This is a genomic window from Enhydrobacter sp., assembly GCA_025808875.1.
Lineage (GTDB): Bacteria > Pseudomonadota > Alphaproteobacteria > Reyranellales > Reyranellaceae > Reyranella.
The window spans coordinates 749,091-767,540 of sequence record CP075528.1; the positions used below are offsets into that span (position 1 = coordinate 749,091).

The window sequence follows — 18,450 nt, forward strand, 5'->3', positions numbered from 1 at the left end:
CGCGAGCGACACGATGATCCTCAGTGGCCCTGAAATTATCAAGCAGGTACGTCTTCGCCACATTGTCATCGACCCGTTCTCGGACAAACAAGTAAACCCGAATAGCTACAACTATCGTCTCGGCGACTACGTCACGACAGTCCATCCGGACGCATCGCTTGGTAACCTGAAAGCCAAGCGAGCGACCAAAAGAATTTCCAAAGCGGGTTTGCTCCTGCGGCCCGGCCAAGTCTACCTAGGTCATACGTTCGAAACGCTGGGTAGTGACCGATACGTACCTTCGCTGATTGGGCGATCTTCGATTGGTCGACTTGGCCTATTCGTTCAGATATCAGCCGATCTTGGCAATTTAGGGCCGGCGCACAACTGGACGTTAGAGCTCACCTGCGTTCAGCCCATAATTGTCTATGCGCGGATGATCATCGGCCAAATCAGCTTTTGGACACCATCGGGAGACATCGCCCGATACGATGGACCCTATACCAACAACTCACTTCCGACCAACAATCTGCGCAACCTTCGGCGGGTGAACGGGCGATGATACTCACCGGCCTTGAGATCATCGCGCAACATCGGGCGCGGCGGATCCAAATTGACCCGTTTCGCGAAGACCAGGTCAATCCCAACAGTTATAACTTTCGGCTCGGTTCGACGATAAAGTGGTATCGGGATCGAATCCTTGATCCCAAGGTAAAGCCACTCGTTGCACAGCGTGAAATACCCGATGACGGTCTCACGCTCAGGCCGAACAGAATATACCTAGGACACACGCAAGAAGTGATGGGAAGCGACTTTTACGTCCCGATTATCCGGGGCAGATCGTCCACTGCTCGGCTTGGTCTCTTCGTGCATGTTACGGCCGACATCATCGACATTGGTTCTCACAATCAATGGACTTTACAATTGCACGCTGTTCAGCCTGTGCGTGTCTATCCGGGAATGCAGATTGGCCAAGTGACGTTCTGGACTGTCCAAGGGAACATCAAGTTGTACGATGGAAAATACCAAGGTTCCCGCGGCCCATATGAGTCTCTAATACACGAGGACTTCGCTCGGGAGGCTCGATGATTCTCTCGGATCAAACGATTGCGAGCTGCCTGGACTCAGGAAAGATTCAGGTCACCCCGGAAGTCGACCCACGAGACATACGGCCGACTGGCATTCGGTTGCATCTGGCCGATGAGATCTTGATTCCGTATGAGGGCAAGACCGTCGATTGTACGTCTACCGCCGACGACCTCTTTCAAAGTACGACAATCCCGGCAGCCGGCTTTCTTATGAAGAGCGGTATGTTTGTCCTGGGCTCCACTGTAGAGAGAGTGAAGGTTGACCGAAATATTGTGTGTCACTTGGAGGGGCGAAGCACAATCGCCCGGCTCGGTCTGATGATTCATTGCTCATCAGGGCTACTGGACGGGAATCACGACGAGCCACGAGCAACAACATTGGAGCTGGTGAATCTCGGAAAATTTGACTTGCTACTTCGGAGCGGCATGCCGATCGCAGAGGTCCTCTTCAGCGAACTATCCGCGCCGATAGGACAGAGCAGTCAATCCCAGTACCGGGGACAAGGCAAAGCGATGCCACCGAATCTCCGTTTCAAGACGAAATAGGTGCTGAGTGGCTGCTAGCGGACGAATTTTCGAACAAGGTACAGTCGGGAGTCCTCTAACGGACGTCCAGATTGAAGAGTTGGTTGGCGCCCACAATTTGATAAGTCACTTTGACGCCAAGCTCTTGTCGGGCTGCAGCTACGATCTACGCGTCGGCTCAGCGTTGAAATCCCGCAACCGTCAAACCTCCTTCGATCTACTGAAGGCCGACTACATAGTTGAGAGTGGCGAATGCATCACGATTAACAGTCTTGAAGAAATCGATTTTCGATCCGTTCTCCTGTTCGGCTACATCGCCAACAAGCATTCTATTGTCGCAACTGGGCTATTCCACCCGATCACAACGATAGATCCCGGCTTTCAAGGTCCACTTGCATTGTCATTTATGAACTTGGGCAATGTGAGAATTCGAATCAGACATGGCCAACCAATCGCCAAACTAATCTGCGTCCCGCTTTGGTCGCGACCGACGAGGATTTACGGAGTCTCCCAGAATCCATCGTATCGCGAAGGCAGCACGGACATTGCGTTAGTTGTCGACAAACCGGAACATCGCGATGTGGATACGGAGCTGTCTAATATGTACGGGCAGCCTATTCGGCGGCTGTACGAGCATGTGGGAGCGCTAAGTAAGCAGCTCGAAGTCAGTGAGTTGAAGACGTTTCAAAAAGCAGTGCTACGACGTCGCGAGATTGTCATCGCGGTAATTGCTGCGACTTTGGGAGGCTTGGTCGGAACTGCTAGTATGATCACGTGGGAACTCGCCAAGCCAGCTATCGGCGTACATGCCGTGGAGACGCCAGCTCCGTCGGCCGCACCAAAGGTTCCATCGAAGTCCACGCCCTGACGAATTGACGACCTACTGGAGCGGAACGCGTGTCGTTGCCTTTCCAGAGGATCGGGTTGGGAGCGATTGAAGTCTGATTACCGCTTCACGAACGGAGCGGGCGACTGCCACAAGCTCCGCACTAGGACTGGGCTCCCTGCTCCCGGGGCGATACAGAAATTTGCGAGGTTCATAGCCCAGGATGCCAGCATCACCCGTCTTGCGCGGCAGCATGTGGAGATGGACGTGGGACACTGTTTGGCCCGCCACAAACTCCTCATTCCATGCAAAGTTGAAGCCTTCGGCTCCGAAAGCGTCGATCAGTGCAATCTTGAGGCGACTGCGCAATTCAAAGAGAGCCGACAATTCATCCCTATCAAGTTCATCAACTGTCGCGACGCATCTGATTGGGCAAATCAAAACGTGGCCAGGGACAATCGGTGTGTGGGTGAGGAACGCCCACGCATGATCGTTTTGAAGCACCGCGCGCTCACGGTTCTCGATCTTGCTGCAGAAGGGGCAGGGTGAGTGATAGGTCATACGCATATATCGAGGGATTAATCCTTATTTTGGTTATCTACTCAAGGCATAGTACCATTTTGCGTCCATGTACACTATACGTTGAATGCGCATTACTGTTCACACATGATAGCGACCCCGCTTTCGCGGGGTCGGACTCAGTAAGAGCAAAGAAAGTCCACAGCTTGGTGGGCCGCCACTGACGCGGAGAAGATGGCGCGCTTGTCACACTTCAAAACCTTGAGCCAATCGGCAATATACGCTGCATGGTCTTGCCGGGGCTTGTTGGGCACTAGGAACTCGGCGCATAGGAAGGCCGCACCAAGCTCGGCCACAAGCTCCTCCATCGCGTAGGCTTCGTCACCGAAGCGGCCCGAGAGGTTGCGGGCCAGGCGGCGATGATGGCCCGTCCAGTGAACGAGCTCATGGAAGACGGTGCTGTAGTAGCCTTCCGTCGCGCTGCGCGTCGGCGATCCCTGGAACATGACCCGGTCCGGGACCAGGATGTAGTCGCCAAGGCGATCGTAGCAGGCCTTGTCGCCGGCCGAACGAATGTCGGCGCCGGTGCAAAGCACAAACTCTTCGATTCGGTCGTGGTTCTGTATCCAGTCGACCGACTCGAGGCCCGGCACCTTCCACCCCTCCACCTGCGCGCCGTTGAAGACGAAGAACGCGCGAGCGACCAGGCGGTAGTCGGAGACGATGTCGCCGGTCTCGACATCCTCGGCCTCGAGCGGGATCTGCTTGTAGAAGACAACGACCGTCGCCTTCTCGCCCTTGCGCACCTGGGCGCCGACCTCCAGCCACTGCCGGTACGTCGCCCAGTACGGCGTGCGGTACTTTCGGTTCTTGGCCGCCGCCCACAGGATGAGCGTATTCACTCCGTGGTACGGCGTGCCGGTCAGGACATTGCGGGGAATGCCCTCGGGGATGCCGTGCCAGGGCATAAAGAACTTGCCGGCCCCCGCCTCGATAGCTTGCACGATCTCGTCCGTGACGCGCTGGTGCAGGTCGAGGCGGGTCCGTTCGGCAGAAACGTCGTTCATAGCGTCCTCCAGTCGGATGTCATGTCGCTGGAAGACGGGCCGTCACTCTCTCTAGGGCGGCTCCTCGGAGCTGGGCACGAAGGCGAAGTAGGTGAGGGCGAGCGCGGCGGCGTCGAAGAGCGCGAGGCGACGGTCTTCGGCGTTCCATGGCTTCCGCGGGCCGGGCAGATGGCGTGCGAAGGCTGGGATATTGGAGGCGATCATCTGCGCGATCTGCCGTTTCGTGACGGCACCGCTTTCGCTGAGCGTCTTCATCACCGTCTTTCGTGAATAGCACGCGAGGGGGATGTTCTCGGTGTGCGCATAGATGGCGATGAGCGAATACAGCCGCTTGATGCGCGGGTCGCGGCGACTCTTGGAGAGTACGCACTCCTCGATGACGACGACGTCTGGACGCATGGCATTGCAGAGGCGCTCGACGATCGCCAGGGCCTGTGCGTTCTTGTCTTTGCTCCGCAGGTGCTTCAAACCCCAGTCGATCGGCGAGAGCGGTGCCTCGAAATAAACGAAAGCGAGGTCCTTGCTGGCTGGGAAGAGCGCGAGGACCAGCTCGTCCTGGGCGGCATACTTCATACCCGCTTGCGGCGCGGGCGGTGGGCCGCCCGGGCGACGATGGCGCGGATAAAGGTCTTGGCCTGCTTGCCCCGTTCGGTGCGGTCCTTGGCCAACTGGCGCCGGAGGCGCCGTGCCCGCTTCAAGACCGCCTCTTCGACTTCCTGCACCAGGCCAGGAAACAGGTCCCGCGGCAAGGTGCCGAAGACGAGGTCATAGGCTAGGATTTCGTCTGCGTTGGGCCGGCGCAAGCCGCGCTCGACGCACGAGATTCGGCTGATAGCGGCGTGCGGCAACAGTGCCGCGAGCTCCTTCTGATACAACCCTGATTTCTTTCGCTGCGTGCGCAGCAAACACTTCACTCTACTCATGATCATTTGAGCGAACGAGAGGAGGTTAGAGGCCCTCGTTGCCGCTCCTATCATGAGGCCTGCGCGCGCATCGCTAAGGCGGCACAATTTCTCCTGTGTGGAAATCGTCCGTCAGGGAGTTAGGGAGATAGGGAGGAGCATACGGGGTAGCTGTGCTTCGCATCGCTGCGCAACGGCCGGTCTCGCAAACGCGACGGGTGTCCCTTCCGGGACACCCGCTGCGTTCTCCCTATCTCCCTATCTCCCTAACTCCCTGTCCACATCTAGACGGTCCGCTTCCACTCGTCGTCCGCGATGCCGTAGTACTTGAAGATTGCCGCGAGACGGTCGCGGTCCTTGAGCGAGACCGCCATCACGCCATTGGTCTTGTAGACGGGCAGCGACAGGCGCGTGCGGACGATGTTGCTCACCTGGCGGCTGGTGACGGGTCGGTCGTATTCGTTGCCGAACCGTTCCTCGAAGTCACGCACGATTCCCTGGATCGGCAGGGTCGAGCCCTTCTCGGCGAGCATGCTGGCCGCGATCACTACAAGCACCTGGCCTTCCATCGAGCCTGACCGGTCGGCAAGCGCACCCACCTGCATGCGCTCGGCGTAGCTCCAGATCGTTTCGACGACGTCGACGGTCGGGGCGATGGAGAGGAGCGGCAAAAGTATCTGGTTGAGGCGCGGCTCGAGGGCCGAGTCGGCAAGGTCCGGCTCTACCGCTACTCGAAAGCGCTCGCGGAAGCGGTACATGAGGAGCTTGGCGCGGAGTGCTCGTGCCTCCGCTTCCTGCTCGGCCGGCAGGCTGATCGGGAGGCCGGGCGGCAGCGTCCGGCCGGACATCTCTTCTGTCAGGAATCGGCTCTCGAGCGCCTTATCTTGGTACGCGCCGCGCATCGCGACGATCTTCGGTCCGAACACCGAATACGCACGCGGCTCGAACTCCTTGGATGGCCCCACCTGCGTACGCAGCACCGAGAAGCCTTTGATATTGCCATTGTTCAGGATCTTCACGAGCTCGGCCTTCTCGTCGGTGAAGCGGAAGTCTGCCTCGTCGAAAATCAGTGTCCCCTGGAAGCGGTCGAGGGTGTGAAAGATCGGCGAGACGGTCGAGGCCCCGCTCGCGAAGAAGCCCTTGTAGGCCAGGCTTCCGAAGACGATGAGGGCGCGGGTCTTGCCGGAGCCGTAGTTGCCGCGGAAGCGCAGGTACGGCAGCTCGTTGAAAGCGTCGTAGACCCAGCTCAGCAGAACGTAAGTAGCGGCTACTGTCGCGAACTCCGGCGACAGTGCCACGTATCGACTGCCATAAGCGGCAATCTCCGCGATCAAGGCCTCCGCACTTTCGTATTCCTGAGGCGCCGGCGGCAGCTTGATCGCCTTGTGCCTGATGAGGTTGTGCGTGGCCGCAATGGGGACATACCGAATGCCGTCGTCGCTCCAGTCAGGCTGCACAGAGACACTGCCGTCGTGAGAGACCGCGAAGACCGTCTTCTCCTCCGGACCGTTCTGGATTGTCTCAACCAACATGCCGTCCCTCGTGATGGCGGACACGATCTTGATCGGCTTGGGCTGATTGGTCCGCTCCATGCCACGATGCTACGGAGTGCGAAGTCGACACCAAGGCGGCACGATTTTCACTCGCAACCGATTTTGCCGTCTACGACGTGGCCCGCGCAGACGTCAGCATGTCCGGCATGAGTCAAGAGCAGCCGTACGTCGCGCCCTTCATCCGGCGGCGCATGCCGGATGCCTCTGAGGAGGACATCCTGGCGGCATCCGAAAACCTGCGGGCGTACCTCAAGCTGCTCTACGGTATCTTCCTGCACCAGGAGGTGGAGAAGCGGCATGGGGATTCGGAGACTCGCGAGCCGGATGCTAGATTCGGAGCGGATGGCACTCCGCCATCCTCGCTATGAAGAAGTACGTCGGATACGTCAGGGTTTCGACCGTCAAGCAAGGCCAGCTTGGCTCATCTCTGCAGGAACAGCGGGACGCCATTCTCGCTTTCTCCAAGCGCCATGACCTGGGTGTCGTCGAGTGGTTTGAGGACCGGGAAACCGCTGCCAAGAAGGGCCGCACGCAGTTCCTCAGGATGATGGCCATGCTTGAGAAGGGCAACGCTCAGGGCGTTATCCTTCACAAAATCGACCGCGGAGCGCGCAATCTCTGGGACTGGGCACGACTGCAGGACCTCATCGACGCTGGCGTCGAGGTTCATTTCGCGCATGACAATCTTGATCTGAAATCGCGCGGCGGCCGGCTCGCTGCAGACATCCAAGCCGTCGTTGCGGCCGACTACGTCCGCAACCTGCGTGATGAGGTCCGCAAGGGTATGCGTGGCAGACTCAAGCAAGGCCTCTACCCGTGGAAGGCGCCGACAGGCTACCTCGACCAAGGCAAGGCCAGACCCAAGACGATTGATCCAGTGAAAGGGCCGTTGGTGCGCGCGGCGTTCGAACTCTATGCGACGAAGCGCTTCTCATATCACACGCTCGCGCTGGAACTGCAACGAAAGGGCCTGCGAGCCAACAGCGGCAAGCCGCTTGCCCTCCATACGATGACACGCATTCTGCGCAACCCCTTCTATGTCGGCATCATTCGACTAGAGCGCACCGGTGAGGTCTTCCAAGGCATTCACGAGCCTCTCGTTGAGGCGCGCGTGTTCCAGCGTGTGCAGGACATCATCGACGGCCGAGAGAACGTTCGCTCGGCTCACCATGTCTTCGCCTTCCGACGCTTGCTCACTTGCGGCCTATGCAAGTACGCGCTGACCGGAGAGCGCCAGAAGGGTCACGTCTACTACCGCTGCCACACGCGCGGTTGCCGGACCACCGGCATTCGCGAAGAGGCGGTCGACGCCATACTCAGAGGAATCGTTTCTGGCATCCCGTTCTCACAAAGCGACCTCCAGGAGATGGATCCCTACATCGAGCGAGACGAACAGCTGTCGAAAGAGCAACAGGCTGCAGCGGTGGCCTCGCTGCGGCTCCGCATCGCTGCAATCCAGGACCGGGAGCGACGCCTCACCGACGCCTATCTCGACGCCAACATCGACCAGAACGCATATCACGAGCGACGTGCCACCTTGCTATCTGAACTCGCGCAGGCGCGGGATGAGCTGAAGGACGCGGAGGCCGGCTGCAATCCGATCAGCGATCGCATCAGAAAATTCTTCGAACTCCTGAGAACGGCTCAACTCGGCCCCGAATCGGGATCGGAGGAAGAATTTCGGGAAACGGTGCAAATCATGACTTCGAACCGCTCGCTGATCGGAGAAGAGCTAAGCATTGAGCCAAGATCTCCGTTCAAGGAGATCATCCGTGACGCCGAATTGCTATTTGGTGCACCACATCGGAACGAGCTTCGAACCGTCGGCGCAACCGAATCACCAATGAGAGTAGGTGTCGATCGCCATGATCATTCGCTCGCGGCCGAGCGTTTCAGAATTCTATGCGCGCACCTTCGCGGGTGGGAGGGAGGCGGATTTTCAAACTGAGCAAATCTTACCCCCTTCGCCTTGCTTGGTGATCGGCGAGAATTGGAATCGGTCGGTAGGTTGCTCGGTTTGACTGTGCTGGACCGCATCGTCTCGAGGAGCCATCTGCCGGCCTGCGCCAATGGTGAACCGTCAAGCGCCGTCCATTGAGACGGCGCTTCGACGTTGAACAGAAGGCCTAGCAAGGGCCCGAAAAGGCAGACGAGGTGTCATGGGGATTCATCCGTCGTCAATACGGCTAACCTTTTGGCGCCCTATCCCGGCCTTGAGATTGTGGGCGAGTGCCTTCTTGGCTCTTCTCCGCTCCCGTCTACACGAGCCTGGGAAGGGCGTCGTCCGCAAGTAGCTACACAGCATTCGGCAGCACACCATTGCCCCTGTCTAGGGGGCTAAGGCAGGCCGTCATCTCTATCGTCCTAGCAAGCGCCTCAGGCGACGGCAGTTGAGACCGGCTGTTCTAGCGGTCCCAGAAGTAGCTGGCCCTTCTCCGAGGTAGAATGGGTCGCTGGTCCAGTCTATCTACCTTGCTCTCGTGACAGAGGTACCCACATCTTATGGCGCAAGACGAAATCGAGATCGGCGATGCTGTCACCTGTCGGGAACAGGATACTGGCGAAGTCTGTGTGCTCCATGTGGGGGCCGACCGAATATGGGTGGAGTTCGTCGGCTTCGGTAAGCGCCCACCAATCAATGCCGATGCGCCGATCTACCTTCACACTGCCAAGGGTTGGGTCGTATCACTGTTTGGCAATATCGATTTCAGTTCAGCGATCTCTTCCTGGCGTCGAGGAGAAGTCGGCAGCATCTATCGGCAACGCATCGAATCCAATCTAGCTCTTGCCGGCGAAACGCCTTGGCTTGCGACCGACCGCGTCCAGTCAGCTTCATTCCGCTTGGCACCCGACTGCGACTTCCTGTGGCCACGAGACAGGGCCGCTGAAGTCGCCGAGACCTCGGTCGATGCGATACCGGACCGCAATATCTTCGTCCTACCTGTCGTCGGCGGCAGTATCAGTCTGGACTTTACTCTGCGTGGCGATCCCATTCGGAACAAATGGACGCCCGAACAGCCGTCGTTCACCGTCCGCTTCGACGACGGTATGCAGCCGCTCAACTGCCTCGACCGCATTTGGTACCTGCGGAGCCTGTTCGCGCTTCTAGCCTGGCGCGCCATACGCAGCGAGGGAGTATCGATGAGGCGCATAGGCGCCGTTCAGAAGAGCTACTCGCACCGTGTGCTCACTCCCCAACTGAAGATGATGGGCACGGATGGAGCAAAGGCCATTCGACCAATCGCTGTCTCTGCCGAGGATGAGGCCGGGCGGACAGCGCTTCAAGCCGTATTGCGGGTTTGGCTTGACCGACAAGATCAGTGGGAGGAGGCGACTGGCCTGATGTGGCGTTCCCTGCAGCGGTTCTATCACGTCTCGGCCGAGCGAGCGGTGGACGCTTGCCGCTGGCACGAGGCCATCGAGCGCATGGAGGTTGGTGGATCGAGCCCATCAGGAATGGAGGATGTCATCACGGCCGCCACTGCAATGGCAAGGGAGCGCAAGCTGCATGCCTATGTGGGCCGGATTAAGGGGGCCCTTGGCAACATCAGGGGTGAATCTCGCAAAGGACGTTTCCACCGCCTCGCGCATGATCTGAAGCAATGGATCGGATACAGCCTCTTCGACGACACAGGCATCAAGATGCTCATGGGGGCTTATGACGCCCGCAACAAGTCGGCCCACGGGACACTGGGAGACCTGTCTGACCCGAAAGTGCGCGAACTTTGGGGCAACCTCCTTGCGATGGAGGCATTCTGTGCCGCCCGTGCAATAGCAGGCTTGCCCCTCTCCGAGAGAGGTCGGGAACAGCTAAGTATGCACCCGTTGTTCAGAGCCTATCAGGACCTGCGGAAAGAGAGGGCGGGCGGTCGAATGACACCTGAGGCCTAGCCATCCTGCTCGAGTTCGAACAGCGCTCCCGGATCCAGATTCTTCGACAGCCATGCCATATGGTGTTTCCGGAGCTCCTCGCGAAGTTCTGCCCTCAACTTGAGGTCATCCGGCGAGATGTACTGGGGCGTGAGCTCCTGACCCGGCTTCTGGTAGCGTGCAACGATGGTGGTGCGAGCAACCACAGCTCGGTAGCGCTCGTAGAGTTCTTTGCTCTTGGCAGCATTCATTCTTTCAGTGTACCGCCGCCTCACTCCTGATGCATCCCCCGACGAAATGAACATCCGCATCCCAACGCACTTGGCTTCATTCGCGGGCGCCCGATTGGATGCTTAGGGCGTGTGCGGTTTCCCAACCAGCGTGCGTGCGGTCCGATTATCGTGAAGTGCCTTCTCAAGCAGCTCCCTGTCTTTCCGGCCAAAATCGATGTTCTCACCTATCCACGTCAGCACTCTTGCTGCGCTGTTCTCGACCTTTGGGTCCTGAGTGCTCGCCCGTAGGAGACGAAACCAATCCACGAGAGGGGGCGCATGGGACGCGGAAAACGTCAAGGGCAGGTCGTGCTCTTTCTCCGGGGCGAACGGAACGTTGAAAAGGAGGACCGTGCTGCGACGCGGATCATCTTTCGGTCCTTCTATGAGTTCCTCCAATGGCCAAGCATTGACCTTCCATTCACGTTTGTTCAGGTCCAGCAGCTTCTTGTTGTTGGTTCTGATGGGCTCGCCGCCAGCGACGGGCATCTCTAGGTAGAACGGTCGGCAGCAGCGACGGACTTGCCAGACCAGTTGATCTAGCTTGAATAGTTCATCGTCCAGAAGCCAGTAGCCGTACGTCGCGTATCGATTATGCGCCGAGCCAAAGCGATTTAGTCGGGCGACGAACTCATCAATCGACTCGCTAAACCAGCGCAGCCCCTTGGTCGGCGGCCGCGCAAATCTGGTCTTAAGTAGGCTGCCCGCAACCTGCCTAACCGCCTCGTGGAGTCGCACAACGTCGTGCCGGTAGTCCTTGGCGGGCAAGCCGTTCATTAATAGGACTGCCTTGTAGTACTTCTCGAGGGAATGCAGGGCCAGCCAGTAGAAGTCGAACGGCAACCGGAGGAAGTAGGCTGACCGGGCGAGGATGTAATTGCCATCGGCTGTGGCAACGAACATGCGTCGCACGACTTCATTCGTATATGCCTTAAGTCGATAGTCGCGGGCGTCCCTCCTCCGCAGCGGTAGCCTCAACATCGTAGGAGGACCCTTCTTCTTTTGTGGATGCTTCATGGTTGGTCTCGATGACGCGGGTGCTTTCGCGGATGACATTGCTGGTAGGCGGCGGTCATAGAACGGCAGGGCCCAGTCGTAGCGGTTCTCGAATGAAATTGAGCAGCTTTCGCGATAGAATTGCCATATCAGAGCTCAACCGCCATGACATTCCTCAGAGACCAGGAACCCCAGATCGACCTGCTCTACTACGAGAGCATCGCAGAAACCCTAGCCAAGCTAGTACGCAGCACGCCACAGACGCCGATTACCGTCGGCGTACAAGCAAACGCCGTAAGATTCCATTTGATACACTTCGCCATTTGCGTGCTCGTCCGTAAGAGCGCCTTTTTGGACTATCGAATGCTCCCCAAACGGCGGCATCCGATGGCCCGAGCGCTATCGTTTGCACAATGGCGGCAAGCAGAGCAGCTCAAGTTCGACGCCGAACTTCGAGCTCTCAAACGTGGAGTGCAGCGAATGCTGCTGAAGCGGCGGTGGCAACCGTGGCTACGCCGTTGGCTTGCCTTGCCAACCCTGGTGATCGCAAGCTTGGCCATGGCTGCCATGCTGTTGACGTCGGACCCCGGCGTACGACGCGGCGATCAAAGTCTAGTTGCGGCACACTCTTCCGCAGTGGCGGGTGGCGTCTCGGCCCGGGCGATTGCCACCGATGGCAATACCTTGAAGCTTGCCGGCGAGCGGATCCGGCTACACGGGATCGACGCGCCCGAAGCGCAACATCGATGCGATGGCGGTTGGCCGGCGGGCGAGGAAGCGGAGCGGGCGCTCGCCACCCGGCCGACATCGATCGGAATCGATGGCCGGCTTCGATCGGAATCAGGGGGCCGACATCGTCCAGCCCTTATTTGACAGCGCATTTGACCTAGCGGATGCCGCACCGCCCCCCATTCAAGAGGGGGCAATTCAAACTCAATCGGTGACGCGCTGGCAAGGGGAAGCTGGTTCATGCACTGGTAGATTGCAATCTTATGATCATACTCTCAAATCAGTGGAGGTTCATCTCTGCCTATCGGGCGGCGGCTCCAACAACCGGGTTCAAGAAGAGGCCTTTCCCATTCGGGTGACGTACCGGTTGAGCGCGACCTCGTCGACGGGAAGCAAGGCGAAGTGCCTCACCACATAGTTATTGTCGTAGCCTCGCAGGACACGCCCCTCGTCGATTTCAGAGGCCACGATGTTCAGAGCTGGATTAAACCGACGCAACGACCAGCCTGTCCTGGCATGCAATTCGGAAATGCTAACTTGCGGGCGAACCTCCAAAATGATTCTTGCGAGTTCTGCCGCGTCTGCCGCAGGGTCTTGGTTCAATGCTATTGGATCGAAGGTTGCAAAGAGTTCCAACCTGTATCCCATGCGGGGAACCTTTGTCCCAATCAGCGCTTGCGCTGAAATGTAGTTGTCGACTGCCAGCTCTGCGATCGCACGTTCGAGTTCCGGCAGCGGAAGATCTGAAAATTCAGCCAAGACGATTTCGTCGTCAATCGGCTCAATAAAGCCCTTCTCGGACTTAGCAGAGAGGAAACGACCAAGGCGGAAGGCCAAAGGGCTCAATCCAAGACGCTCAGCGTCGAGCTGCTCTCGCCTGGTTCCGGCGGAACGCGAGTCGTCGTGCGATTGAGTCACGCCAGCGATCGCTTCCGGCTTAGCGGGGCGAAAAGATGGATCGCCGAGCCAGAGATCGAGCCCGTCCACCACCTTCCGTGCCAGTGTGGCGAATTCTCGGATGTCTTCGCCTACCAGATGTACCGTCTCACCGGTACGGGCATCTTCGGAGTGCTCAGCGAACTTGGCGTCTATAATGCCAAGGTTGTGTCCAATGACATGGCGCTTCTGTATGTTGAGTTCGAGGGTGGCCAGGTCGTCGACGGTCAGTGTCGCAAACGGGTCAAATCCCAATTTGGCAAACTGCTGACGGCCGCGATTGACGTTCTGAAAGTCGTTTCTAATCGCAGGTGGCTCGATCGACGGTGTCGCCGCCGTGCATCCATACAGAAAGACAGCCTTCAACGTTGCTTCGAAGCTGGTCAGGACGTCCTCATGCGCATTGCCGAGAAGTCGATAGGCGAGCTCATTGGCTTCCTCCTCTTGCGCCTCGGCCAGCGCGACCTGCGTTTCAACGAGTTCTACTTCGCGAGCGAAATGAAGTCGCACATTCGGGGCGCCACAATCGGGGCAGAACAAGCCGATGGCGTACACTCCATAGTCCCGGCCACAGTGATCGCAGACTAGCTCTCGCAGCAGATCCTTCCGATAGAAGCGAGGCGCGATACGGGGCCTGCTCTGCACGGACGTAGTGATCTTGACCAAGCTGTTGCGCGGTTGGTTACTGTTGAAAGCTCCAAACATGCGTTGCAGCTCAGCCTCAACATCGGCAACGGCGGCGTGCCCGACGATTTCTTGCGCTGCCTTTATATCGTCCGGGTGGGTAAACGCCTGGTCGTCAGCCATAATCCCACTGTACGGGCACACAGTCTGGTTTGATCGGGGTTCGAGCCGCATTCGAGCCTTCATATCCGACGTTGCGTCGATCTTCTGGACTACCTCACCCAACACGAAATGCCGCGGATGCGCTTGTTCGTTGGGCGAGTAGCGATAGACCCTCCCGTCAGGTGTCTTGGGCACTGGAATGGAGAGCTCCATCAGGCGGTTCGTGCCGCCGGTTCTGAATCTGTCGAGATTTCTGAATTTCATGTCCAATCCCTGCGGAAGTTCATTTCAGTAGGAGCGTCATTGAGCGAAGCGCGGCGAATGAGCTGATCACTTACGGCCGTAGCCCCAGGTCTCTTCCTCTTCCAACATCGCCCCATCGGTAATGCTGATCAGAGTCAGCACCTCGGCGGAACCCGGCCGAACCGATTGCTCGAGCACCTCGTAGCGCTCGGCCTCCCGCCGATCGAACCAGGCGTCGGCGCCAATTTTGCGCGGATGCGCATTGTCGGGCTTGCGGCCATACAGAACATCCATCGCGCTACTCTCCGCGTCGAGCGCGTCCTTTGGAAACCATCGCTCGGGCACGCTCGGCGAGCGCGTGAACCACTTCCGGCCAAACTGCCCATGACAGACCAGAATGGCAGGCGAATGATCTGCTTCCACAACGCGGATCGCAGTCGATGTCAAGCTAGTCACGAAGTCCTTCGAGAGATTGGCGATGGCGGCGAACGTGAGCTTGTTGATCTGCTGCGTGGCAGGCTTGAACAGATACTGTGGCATCAGCAGATCGGCCGCGTAGCGGTCGGCAACACGCTCGGTCGACATTCGGTGATCGGGTCGGTAATCGTCGACTCGACACACCAGCGACTTTCCCCGGTGGTGCTTCCAATGGCCCAGTTCGTGCGCAATCGAGAACCGCTTCCGTTGCGGAGAACTGCGAGTGTTGACCGTGACGATCGCTTTGTTGCCAACACCCACGATACGAGCGTCGCAGCCATCGAGTGGCCGGTATCTGACTCGCACACCCAAGTAGTGAGCAATCGCGTCGAGATCGATATCGTTCGGTCCCGAAACCCCGAGCTCCTGAAGCAAGCACTCCGCCGGCGTAAGCCGCATGATATTACCGTCTACTTCTTATCCGGCGGCAGCACGCCGAGCTCTTCTAGATCCTGGACCATTGAGAGGACGTCGGCGTCCGATAGCTCATTCTCGTTACGAGCAGCCAGGGTGAGCGCTGGGATCGTCCCCTTCTGTTCGAGAATGGATTGAAGGCGCCGCCGCGCTTCCTGAATGTCAAAGACGGAGCCCTTACGCTGCCCGGAACTACGCTCCGCTTGAACTGCGGCTCTGGCAGCGAGGAGGCGGCGCTTGTTCGCGTCGAGCACCGTGCGTTCAAACAAGGCACGCAAACGCGCGGCATCGGCCTGCGGATCGACGCCGTCCTCACGCGCCTCGGCCAGGATGTCGTCATCCGACGCTTCAAGGATGTCCTCGACCAGAAAAGCTGCCAACCGGTCGAGCTCCTTACGGTCGGCATTCTTGCGTCCCGTCATGGCTTCAACCCTTTCGGAAATGCTGCGTCGATCCTACGCCTAATGAGTTTGCGCTTGCTCTTGTAGGCCGTCTCGTCGAGGCGGGTGAGCTCGCGCAGCTCTTCGGTCGTCATATCCGCCATAACGCCCTCGGCCAGATCGCGTGCCGTCGGGTCGTCATCAAACAGCGCGAGAATGGCGCCACGCATCTTGGCGACGTTCTCGGCGGTGATGCTGCGCTCCTCGACGTTCGGCCGATCGTCGGCAAACTCGACCTCCTCCTCTTCACCGTCTTCGCCGCCGGTCTTGGGCAGCGGCACCAGCACGATCCGACGGCGTGCCTTGTCGATTTCGCCGTCGACGATGCTGCGCATGGCCTCGGCGAGGAACCGCACGACATCGACGTCGGCAGGGCAGGTGCGTCCGTCCTCTTCCAAGGCGCTCGTGAAGGCCATCTGGAGGAGGTCCTCTGGCTCGACCGGCCGGCCGTAAGCGAGCTTGGCCGCTACTTTGCGCAGCCGAGCCCATTGCGCGGGCGTGAGTCCGCGGATCGCATCTGCGATTTCATCACGACTGCGACGAGCGGCGATCGGGCCCGAATTCACGCGAGGTCACCCCCTGTACCTACCCTATGCGGACGTTTTGGAGGGTCGCGGACATGTAATCGCCATGTCCGCGACGGCCCCGATTTTCCGCATAGGGAGACAAGGAGGCCTTCCCCGCCTCGCTATCGAGGCCGACGGGCCCAAGGAGAGCAAAAGTGATCTACTCCATCAACTATGACTTGAAGCGCCCCGGCCAGAACTACGAGGAACTCTACAAGGCCATCAAGAATTGTGGGGGCTGGTGGCACTATTTGGGATCGACCTGGCTGGTCGACACCTCGCTCAACGCCAAGGGCATTTGGGACCGCCTGTCGCCCCATGTCGACAAGAACGACCATGTGCTGGTGATCGGCGTGACCCGCGACTACGAAGGCTGGCTGCCCAAGGATGCGTGGGAGTGGATCAAGAGCCGCCAGTCCAAGATGGCGGCATAGTCGGGTACAGCCCCTTTCTTGTTCTTGGCATATGCCGGGATGCATACGCGAGATTGGGGATTTGTGAATGTGACGATCTACGTCGAGGGCTGCTGGAATGAGCTCTTGATGAAGGCGCTGATTCTCCAAAAGTTCTCTTTTGTCTTCTCTTCCAGCGTTAGCGTCCTGTCCTTGTATTTTTCGCAGAACTGGCGAGAGAGAATGACCTTCTGATGCTTCACCAAGTCAGATTTGTGCTTGCTGCCGGTTAACGAAGCAGCCTCATCTCCGAGAACGAACTTCTTAAAGTCTCGATCACTAAAGAGATCTTCGATCGCTTTGCCGCCCTCGATTCGAAGGATTTTGTCCTTCGGTACATCAAGTTCCTCGACAAGCTTCTTATATTCCGCGTCTGACTGATCATCCCGGTCCATTACGACCACGAAGTCCAATCCCCAGCCAATCATGATTGATACCATGTGGCTAATAGACGGTGCACCGGTCATGGGGATGATCTTGATATCACTGGGTATCCTGAACGCCGTTTTGTCGCGTAGGGTGGTGAGGTAGTAGTAGTCGGAAATACCCTCCACGAGGACATTCTTTCGGCCGGTAATCGAAAAGTCTTTGCCCAGATCCTTGCCAATCGCTGCAACTATCGGTGAGAAAGCGTCAGAGAACTCGGTCTCTCCGTTGGCGCGGACCGCAGTGTCCGTGAGCTTATGGACCGTAGTCCCTCGGTGTTGAGTATTTAGCACAAGGCGAACGCGGTTGATGCGCTCAGGGTCGATCAAGTCACTGGAATGCGTACTGAAGATGACCTGGTTTCCCGCCTGAACAATCTTGTTTTTAAGGACCTTGAGAATATCCTTCTGGGCGCGCGGGTGAAGATAGGAGCCGGGCTCATCAACAAGTATCACGGCCCCAATGTCCTCTTTGTCTTGGCTCTCGGCGTTCAGGCGCAAGTAGAATGACAGAAACCAGAGAAAGCCTTTGCTCCGTTGTTCGGGATACTTCCGCAGTCGTCCATCCTTGACGAAGAAACTCAGAAACGGGCCCTTGTCGTCACGCATAAATTCCGCAACGATTTCGACGCGGTTCTTTCCATCATACTTTTGAGACCAGTATGTTAGGAAATCTCCAGTAACCGTTGCCGACCTGGAGTCGAGATAGTTGTTAAGCTTCTTAGGATCTTCGGCGTTCCCCAGGCGCTTGAGGTCAATATTCGCCAGCTTGATGAAGTCCTGTACCGCTTGATAGCCAGGTTCAGATTTGTTTTCGATGTCAGATAGATACTTCCGCTTCGGAAGTCGGCCATCGAAACTGTCGAAGTAGCTCAGATATGGACTTTGGCGCACTAACGCATTTGTCAGCTCTGCGGTCAGGTCTGACGATTCAGATGCTGCTTCTCCATCAGCAGGTTTCGGCGGCTGACTCTCTTTCGAAGCAATCTCAAGAGCTTCAAGGACCGGTTTGGTCAAAATCGAGTAGTCGTCCTTTCCGGTCTTTCTGAGCGTGACTTTCTTTGCCTTAAGTAGGGCTGCTACCACTCTCTCTGGTGGCACGTACTGGTTATCGTCCTTATCCAGCAGTTCAGAGATGTCGCCGCTATCGAGGCTGAAGGTGCACTCGATCGCAGGGTCCGCGTCATCTCGACCTTCTGGTCTTGCGTCGGAATCGATTTCCATCGAGTAGTCGAAATCGCCCAGAGCCTCCAAAATGCTAGTCTTCCCAGCTTCGTTCTGGCCTGCCAGCACGGTGATGCCTTCGAGGGAAAGCTCACATTCACCCGAATCGACAATCGACTTGTAATCGTAGATGCGGAAAGAAAGGAGTTTCATGGCGTTCT

Annotated in this window: 20 protein-coding genes; 8 read left to right on the forward strand and 12 right to left on the reverse strand. The window is 58.0% G+C overall.

Annotated elements, in window-relative coordinates; genetic code table 11:
- The first annotated feature begins 13 nt into the window (after positions 1 to 13).
- The 3 genes from KIT25_03690 to KIT25_03700 all read left to right on the forward strand — a co-directional run bounded on the left by KIT25_03690 (position 14) and on the right by KIT25_03700 (position 2,460).
- The gene (locus tag KIT25_03690) at positions 14 to 541 is read left to right on the forward strand and encodes a hypothetical protein (protein UYN96057.1); all 528 of its coding nucleotides are present in this window, start codon (positions 14 to 16) and stop codon (positions 539 to 541) included.
- A 523-nt stretch (positions 542 to 1,064) separates the two neighbouring features.
- Positions 1,065 to 1,613, forward strand: coding sequence for a dCTP deaminase (gene dcd, locus KIT25_03695; protein UYN96058.1), 549 nt, complete (start codon positions 1,065 to 1,067; stop codon positions 1,611 to 1,613).
- A 7-nt stretch (positions 1,614 to 1,620) separates the two neighbouring features.
- Positions 1,621 to 2,460: a hypothetical protein gene (locus KIT25_03700; GenBank protein UYN96059.1), complete on the forward strand. Its 840-nt coding sequence runs from the start codon at positions 1,621 to 1,623 to the stop codon at positions 2,458 to 2,460.
- Between the two features lie 12 nt (positions 2,461 to 2,472).
- Here KIT25_03700 and KIT25_03705 read toward each other — a convergent pair whose 3' ends face one another.
- The 5 genes from KIT25_03705 to KIT25_03725 all read right to left on the reverse strand — a co-directional run bounded on the left by KIT25_03705 (position 2,473) and on the right by KIT25_03725 (position 6,498).
- A complete protein-coding gene (locus KIT25_03705) occupies positions 2,473 to 2,979 on the reverse strand; it encodes an HIT domain-containing protein (GenBank protein ID UYN96060.1) in 507 nt (168 codons plus the stop codon).
- A 137-nt stretch (positions 2,980 to 3,116) separates the two neighbouring features.
- Entirely contained in the window at positions 3,117 to 4,004 is an 888-nt protein-coding gene (locus KIT25_03710) for a DUF1738 domain-containing protein (protein UYN96061.1), read from the reverse strand.
- A 51-nt stretch (positions 4,005 to 4,055) separates the two neighbouring features.
- A complete protein-coding gene (locus KIT25_03715; GenBank protein ID UYN96062.1) occupies positions 4,056 to 4,577 on the reverse strand; it encodes a hypothetical protein in 522 nt (173 codons plus the stop codon).
- A complete protein-coding gene (locus KIT25_03720; GenBank protein ID UYN96063.1) occupies positions 4,574 to 4,909 on the reverse strand; it encodes a helix-turn-helix transcriptional regulator in 336 nt (111 codons plus the stop codon). Before KIT25_03720 ends, KIT25_03715 begins: the two co-directional genes overlap by 4 nt.
- Before the next feature lie 281 nt (positions 4,910 to 5,190).
- Positions 5,191 to 6,498 carry a hypothetical protein gene (locus KIT25_03725; GenBank protein UYN96064.1) on the reverse strand — a complete coding sequence of 436 codons (1,308 nt, stop codon included), beginning with the start codon at positions 6,496 to 6,498 and terminating at the stop codon, positions 5,191 to 5,193.
- Between the two features lie 107 nt (positions 6,499 to 6,605).
- Here KIT25_03725 and KIT25_03730 point away from each other — a divergent pair, with 107 nt between their 5' ends.
- From KIT25_03730 to KIT25_03740, 3 genes are all read left to right on the forward strand, one after another.
- Entirely contained in the window at positions 6,606 to 6,827 is a 222-nt protein-coding gene (locus tag KIT25_03730; protein UYN96065.1) for a hypothetical protein, read from the forward strand.
- Positions 6,824 to 8,407, forward strand: a complete 1,584-nt coding sequence (locus KIT25_03735; protein ID UYN96066.1) for a recombinase family protein — start codon at positions 6,824 to 6,826, stop codon at positions 8,405 to 8,407. Before KIT25_03730 ends, KIT25_03735 begins: the two co-directional genes overlap by 4 nt.
- Positions 8,408 to 8,961: 554 nt before the next feature.
- Positions 8,962 to 10,350 carry a hypothetical protein gene (locus KIT25_03740; GenBank protein UYN96067.1) on the forward strand — a complete coding sequence of 463 codons (1,389 nt, stop codon included), beginning with the start codon at positions 8,962 to 8,964 and terminating at the stop codon, positions 10,348 to 10,350.
- On the opposite strand, the gene KIT25_03745 is transcribed toward KIT25_03740, so the two are convergent.
- Positions 10,347 to 10,580, reverse strand: coding sequence for a hypothetical protein (locus KIT25_03745; protein UYN96068.1), 234 nt, complete (start codon positions 10,578 to 10,580; stop codon positions 10,347 to 10,349). The two genes, KIT25_03740 and KIT25_03745, sit on opposite strands and share 4 nt — an antisense overlap.
- 102 nt (positions 10,581 to 10,682) lie before the next feature.
- Complete coding sequence (locus KIT25_03750) at positions 10,683 to 11,504, reverse strand: hypothetical protein (protein ID UYN96069.1); 822 nt, start codon at positions 11,502 to 11,504, stop codon at positions 10,683 to 10,685.
- A gap of 258 nt (positions 11,505 to 11,762) precedes the next feature.
- On the opposite strand from KIT25_03750, the gene KIT25_03755 reads away from it, so the two are divergent.
- Entirely contained in the window at positions 11,763 to 12,470 is a 708-nt protein-coding gene (locus tag KIT25_03755; protein ID UYN96070.1) for a hypothetical protein, read from the forward strand.
- A gap of 186 nt (positions 12,471 to 12,656) precedes the next feature.
- Here KIT25_03755 and KIT25_03760 read toward each other — a convergent pair whose 3' ends face one another.
- The 4 genes from KIT25_03760 to KIT25_03775 form a co-directional block, all read right to left on the reverse strand.
- The gene (locus KIT25_03760; GenBank protein UYN96071.1) at positions 12,657 to 14,312 is read right to left on the reverse strand and encodes a hypothetical protein; all 1,656 of its coding nucleotides are present in this window, start codon (positions 14,310 to 14,312) and stop codon (positions 12,657 to 12,659) included.
- 66 nt (positions 14,313 to 14,378) lie between these two features.
- Entirely contained in the window at positions 14,379 to 15,167 is a 789-nt protein-coding gene (locus tag KIT25_03765) for an ImmA/IrrE family metallo-endopeptidase (protein ID UYN96072.1), read from the reverse strand.
- A gap of 11 nt (positions 15,168 to 15,178) precedes the next feature.
- Entirely contained in the window at positions 15,179 to 15,604 is a 426-nt protein-coding gene (locus KIT25_03770) for a hypothetical protein (protein ID UYN96073.1), read from the reverse strand.
- Positions 15,601 to 16,188 (reverse strand): hypothetical protein, encoded by a 588-nt coding sequence (locus tag KIT25_03775; GenBank protein ID UYN96074.1) that lies wholly within the window; start codon positions 16,186 to 16,188, stop codon positions 15,601 to 15,603. Before KIT25_03775 ends, KIT25_03770 begins: the two co-directional genes overlap by 4 nt.
- A gap of 155 nt (positions 16,189 to 16,343) precedes the next feature.
- On the opposite strand from KIT25_03775, the gene KIT25_03780 reads away from it, so the two are divergent.
- Positions 16,344 to 16,622: a hypothetical protein gene (locus tag KIT25_03780; GenBank protein UYN96075.1), complete on the forward strand. Its 279-nt coding sequence runs from the start codon at positions 16,344 to 16,346 to the stop codon at positions 16,620 to 16,622.
- Positions 16,623 to 16,699: 77 nt separating this feature from the next.
- Here the strand turns inward: KIT25_03780 and KIT25_03785 are convergent, their stop codons facing one another.
- Complete coding sequence (locus tag KIT25_03785; GenBank protein ID UYN96076.1) at positions 16,700 to 18,442, reverse strand: AAA family ATPase; 1,743 nt, start codon at positions 18,440 to 18,442, stop codon at positions 16,700 to 16,702.
- Positions 18,443 to 18,450 lie beyond the last annotated feature (8 nt).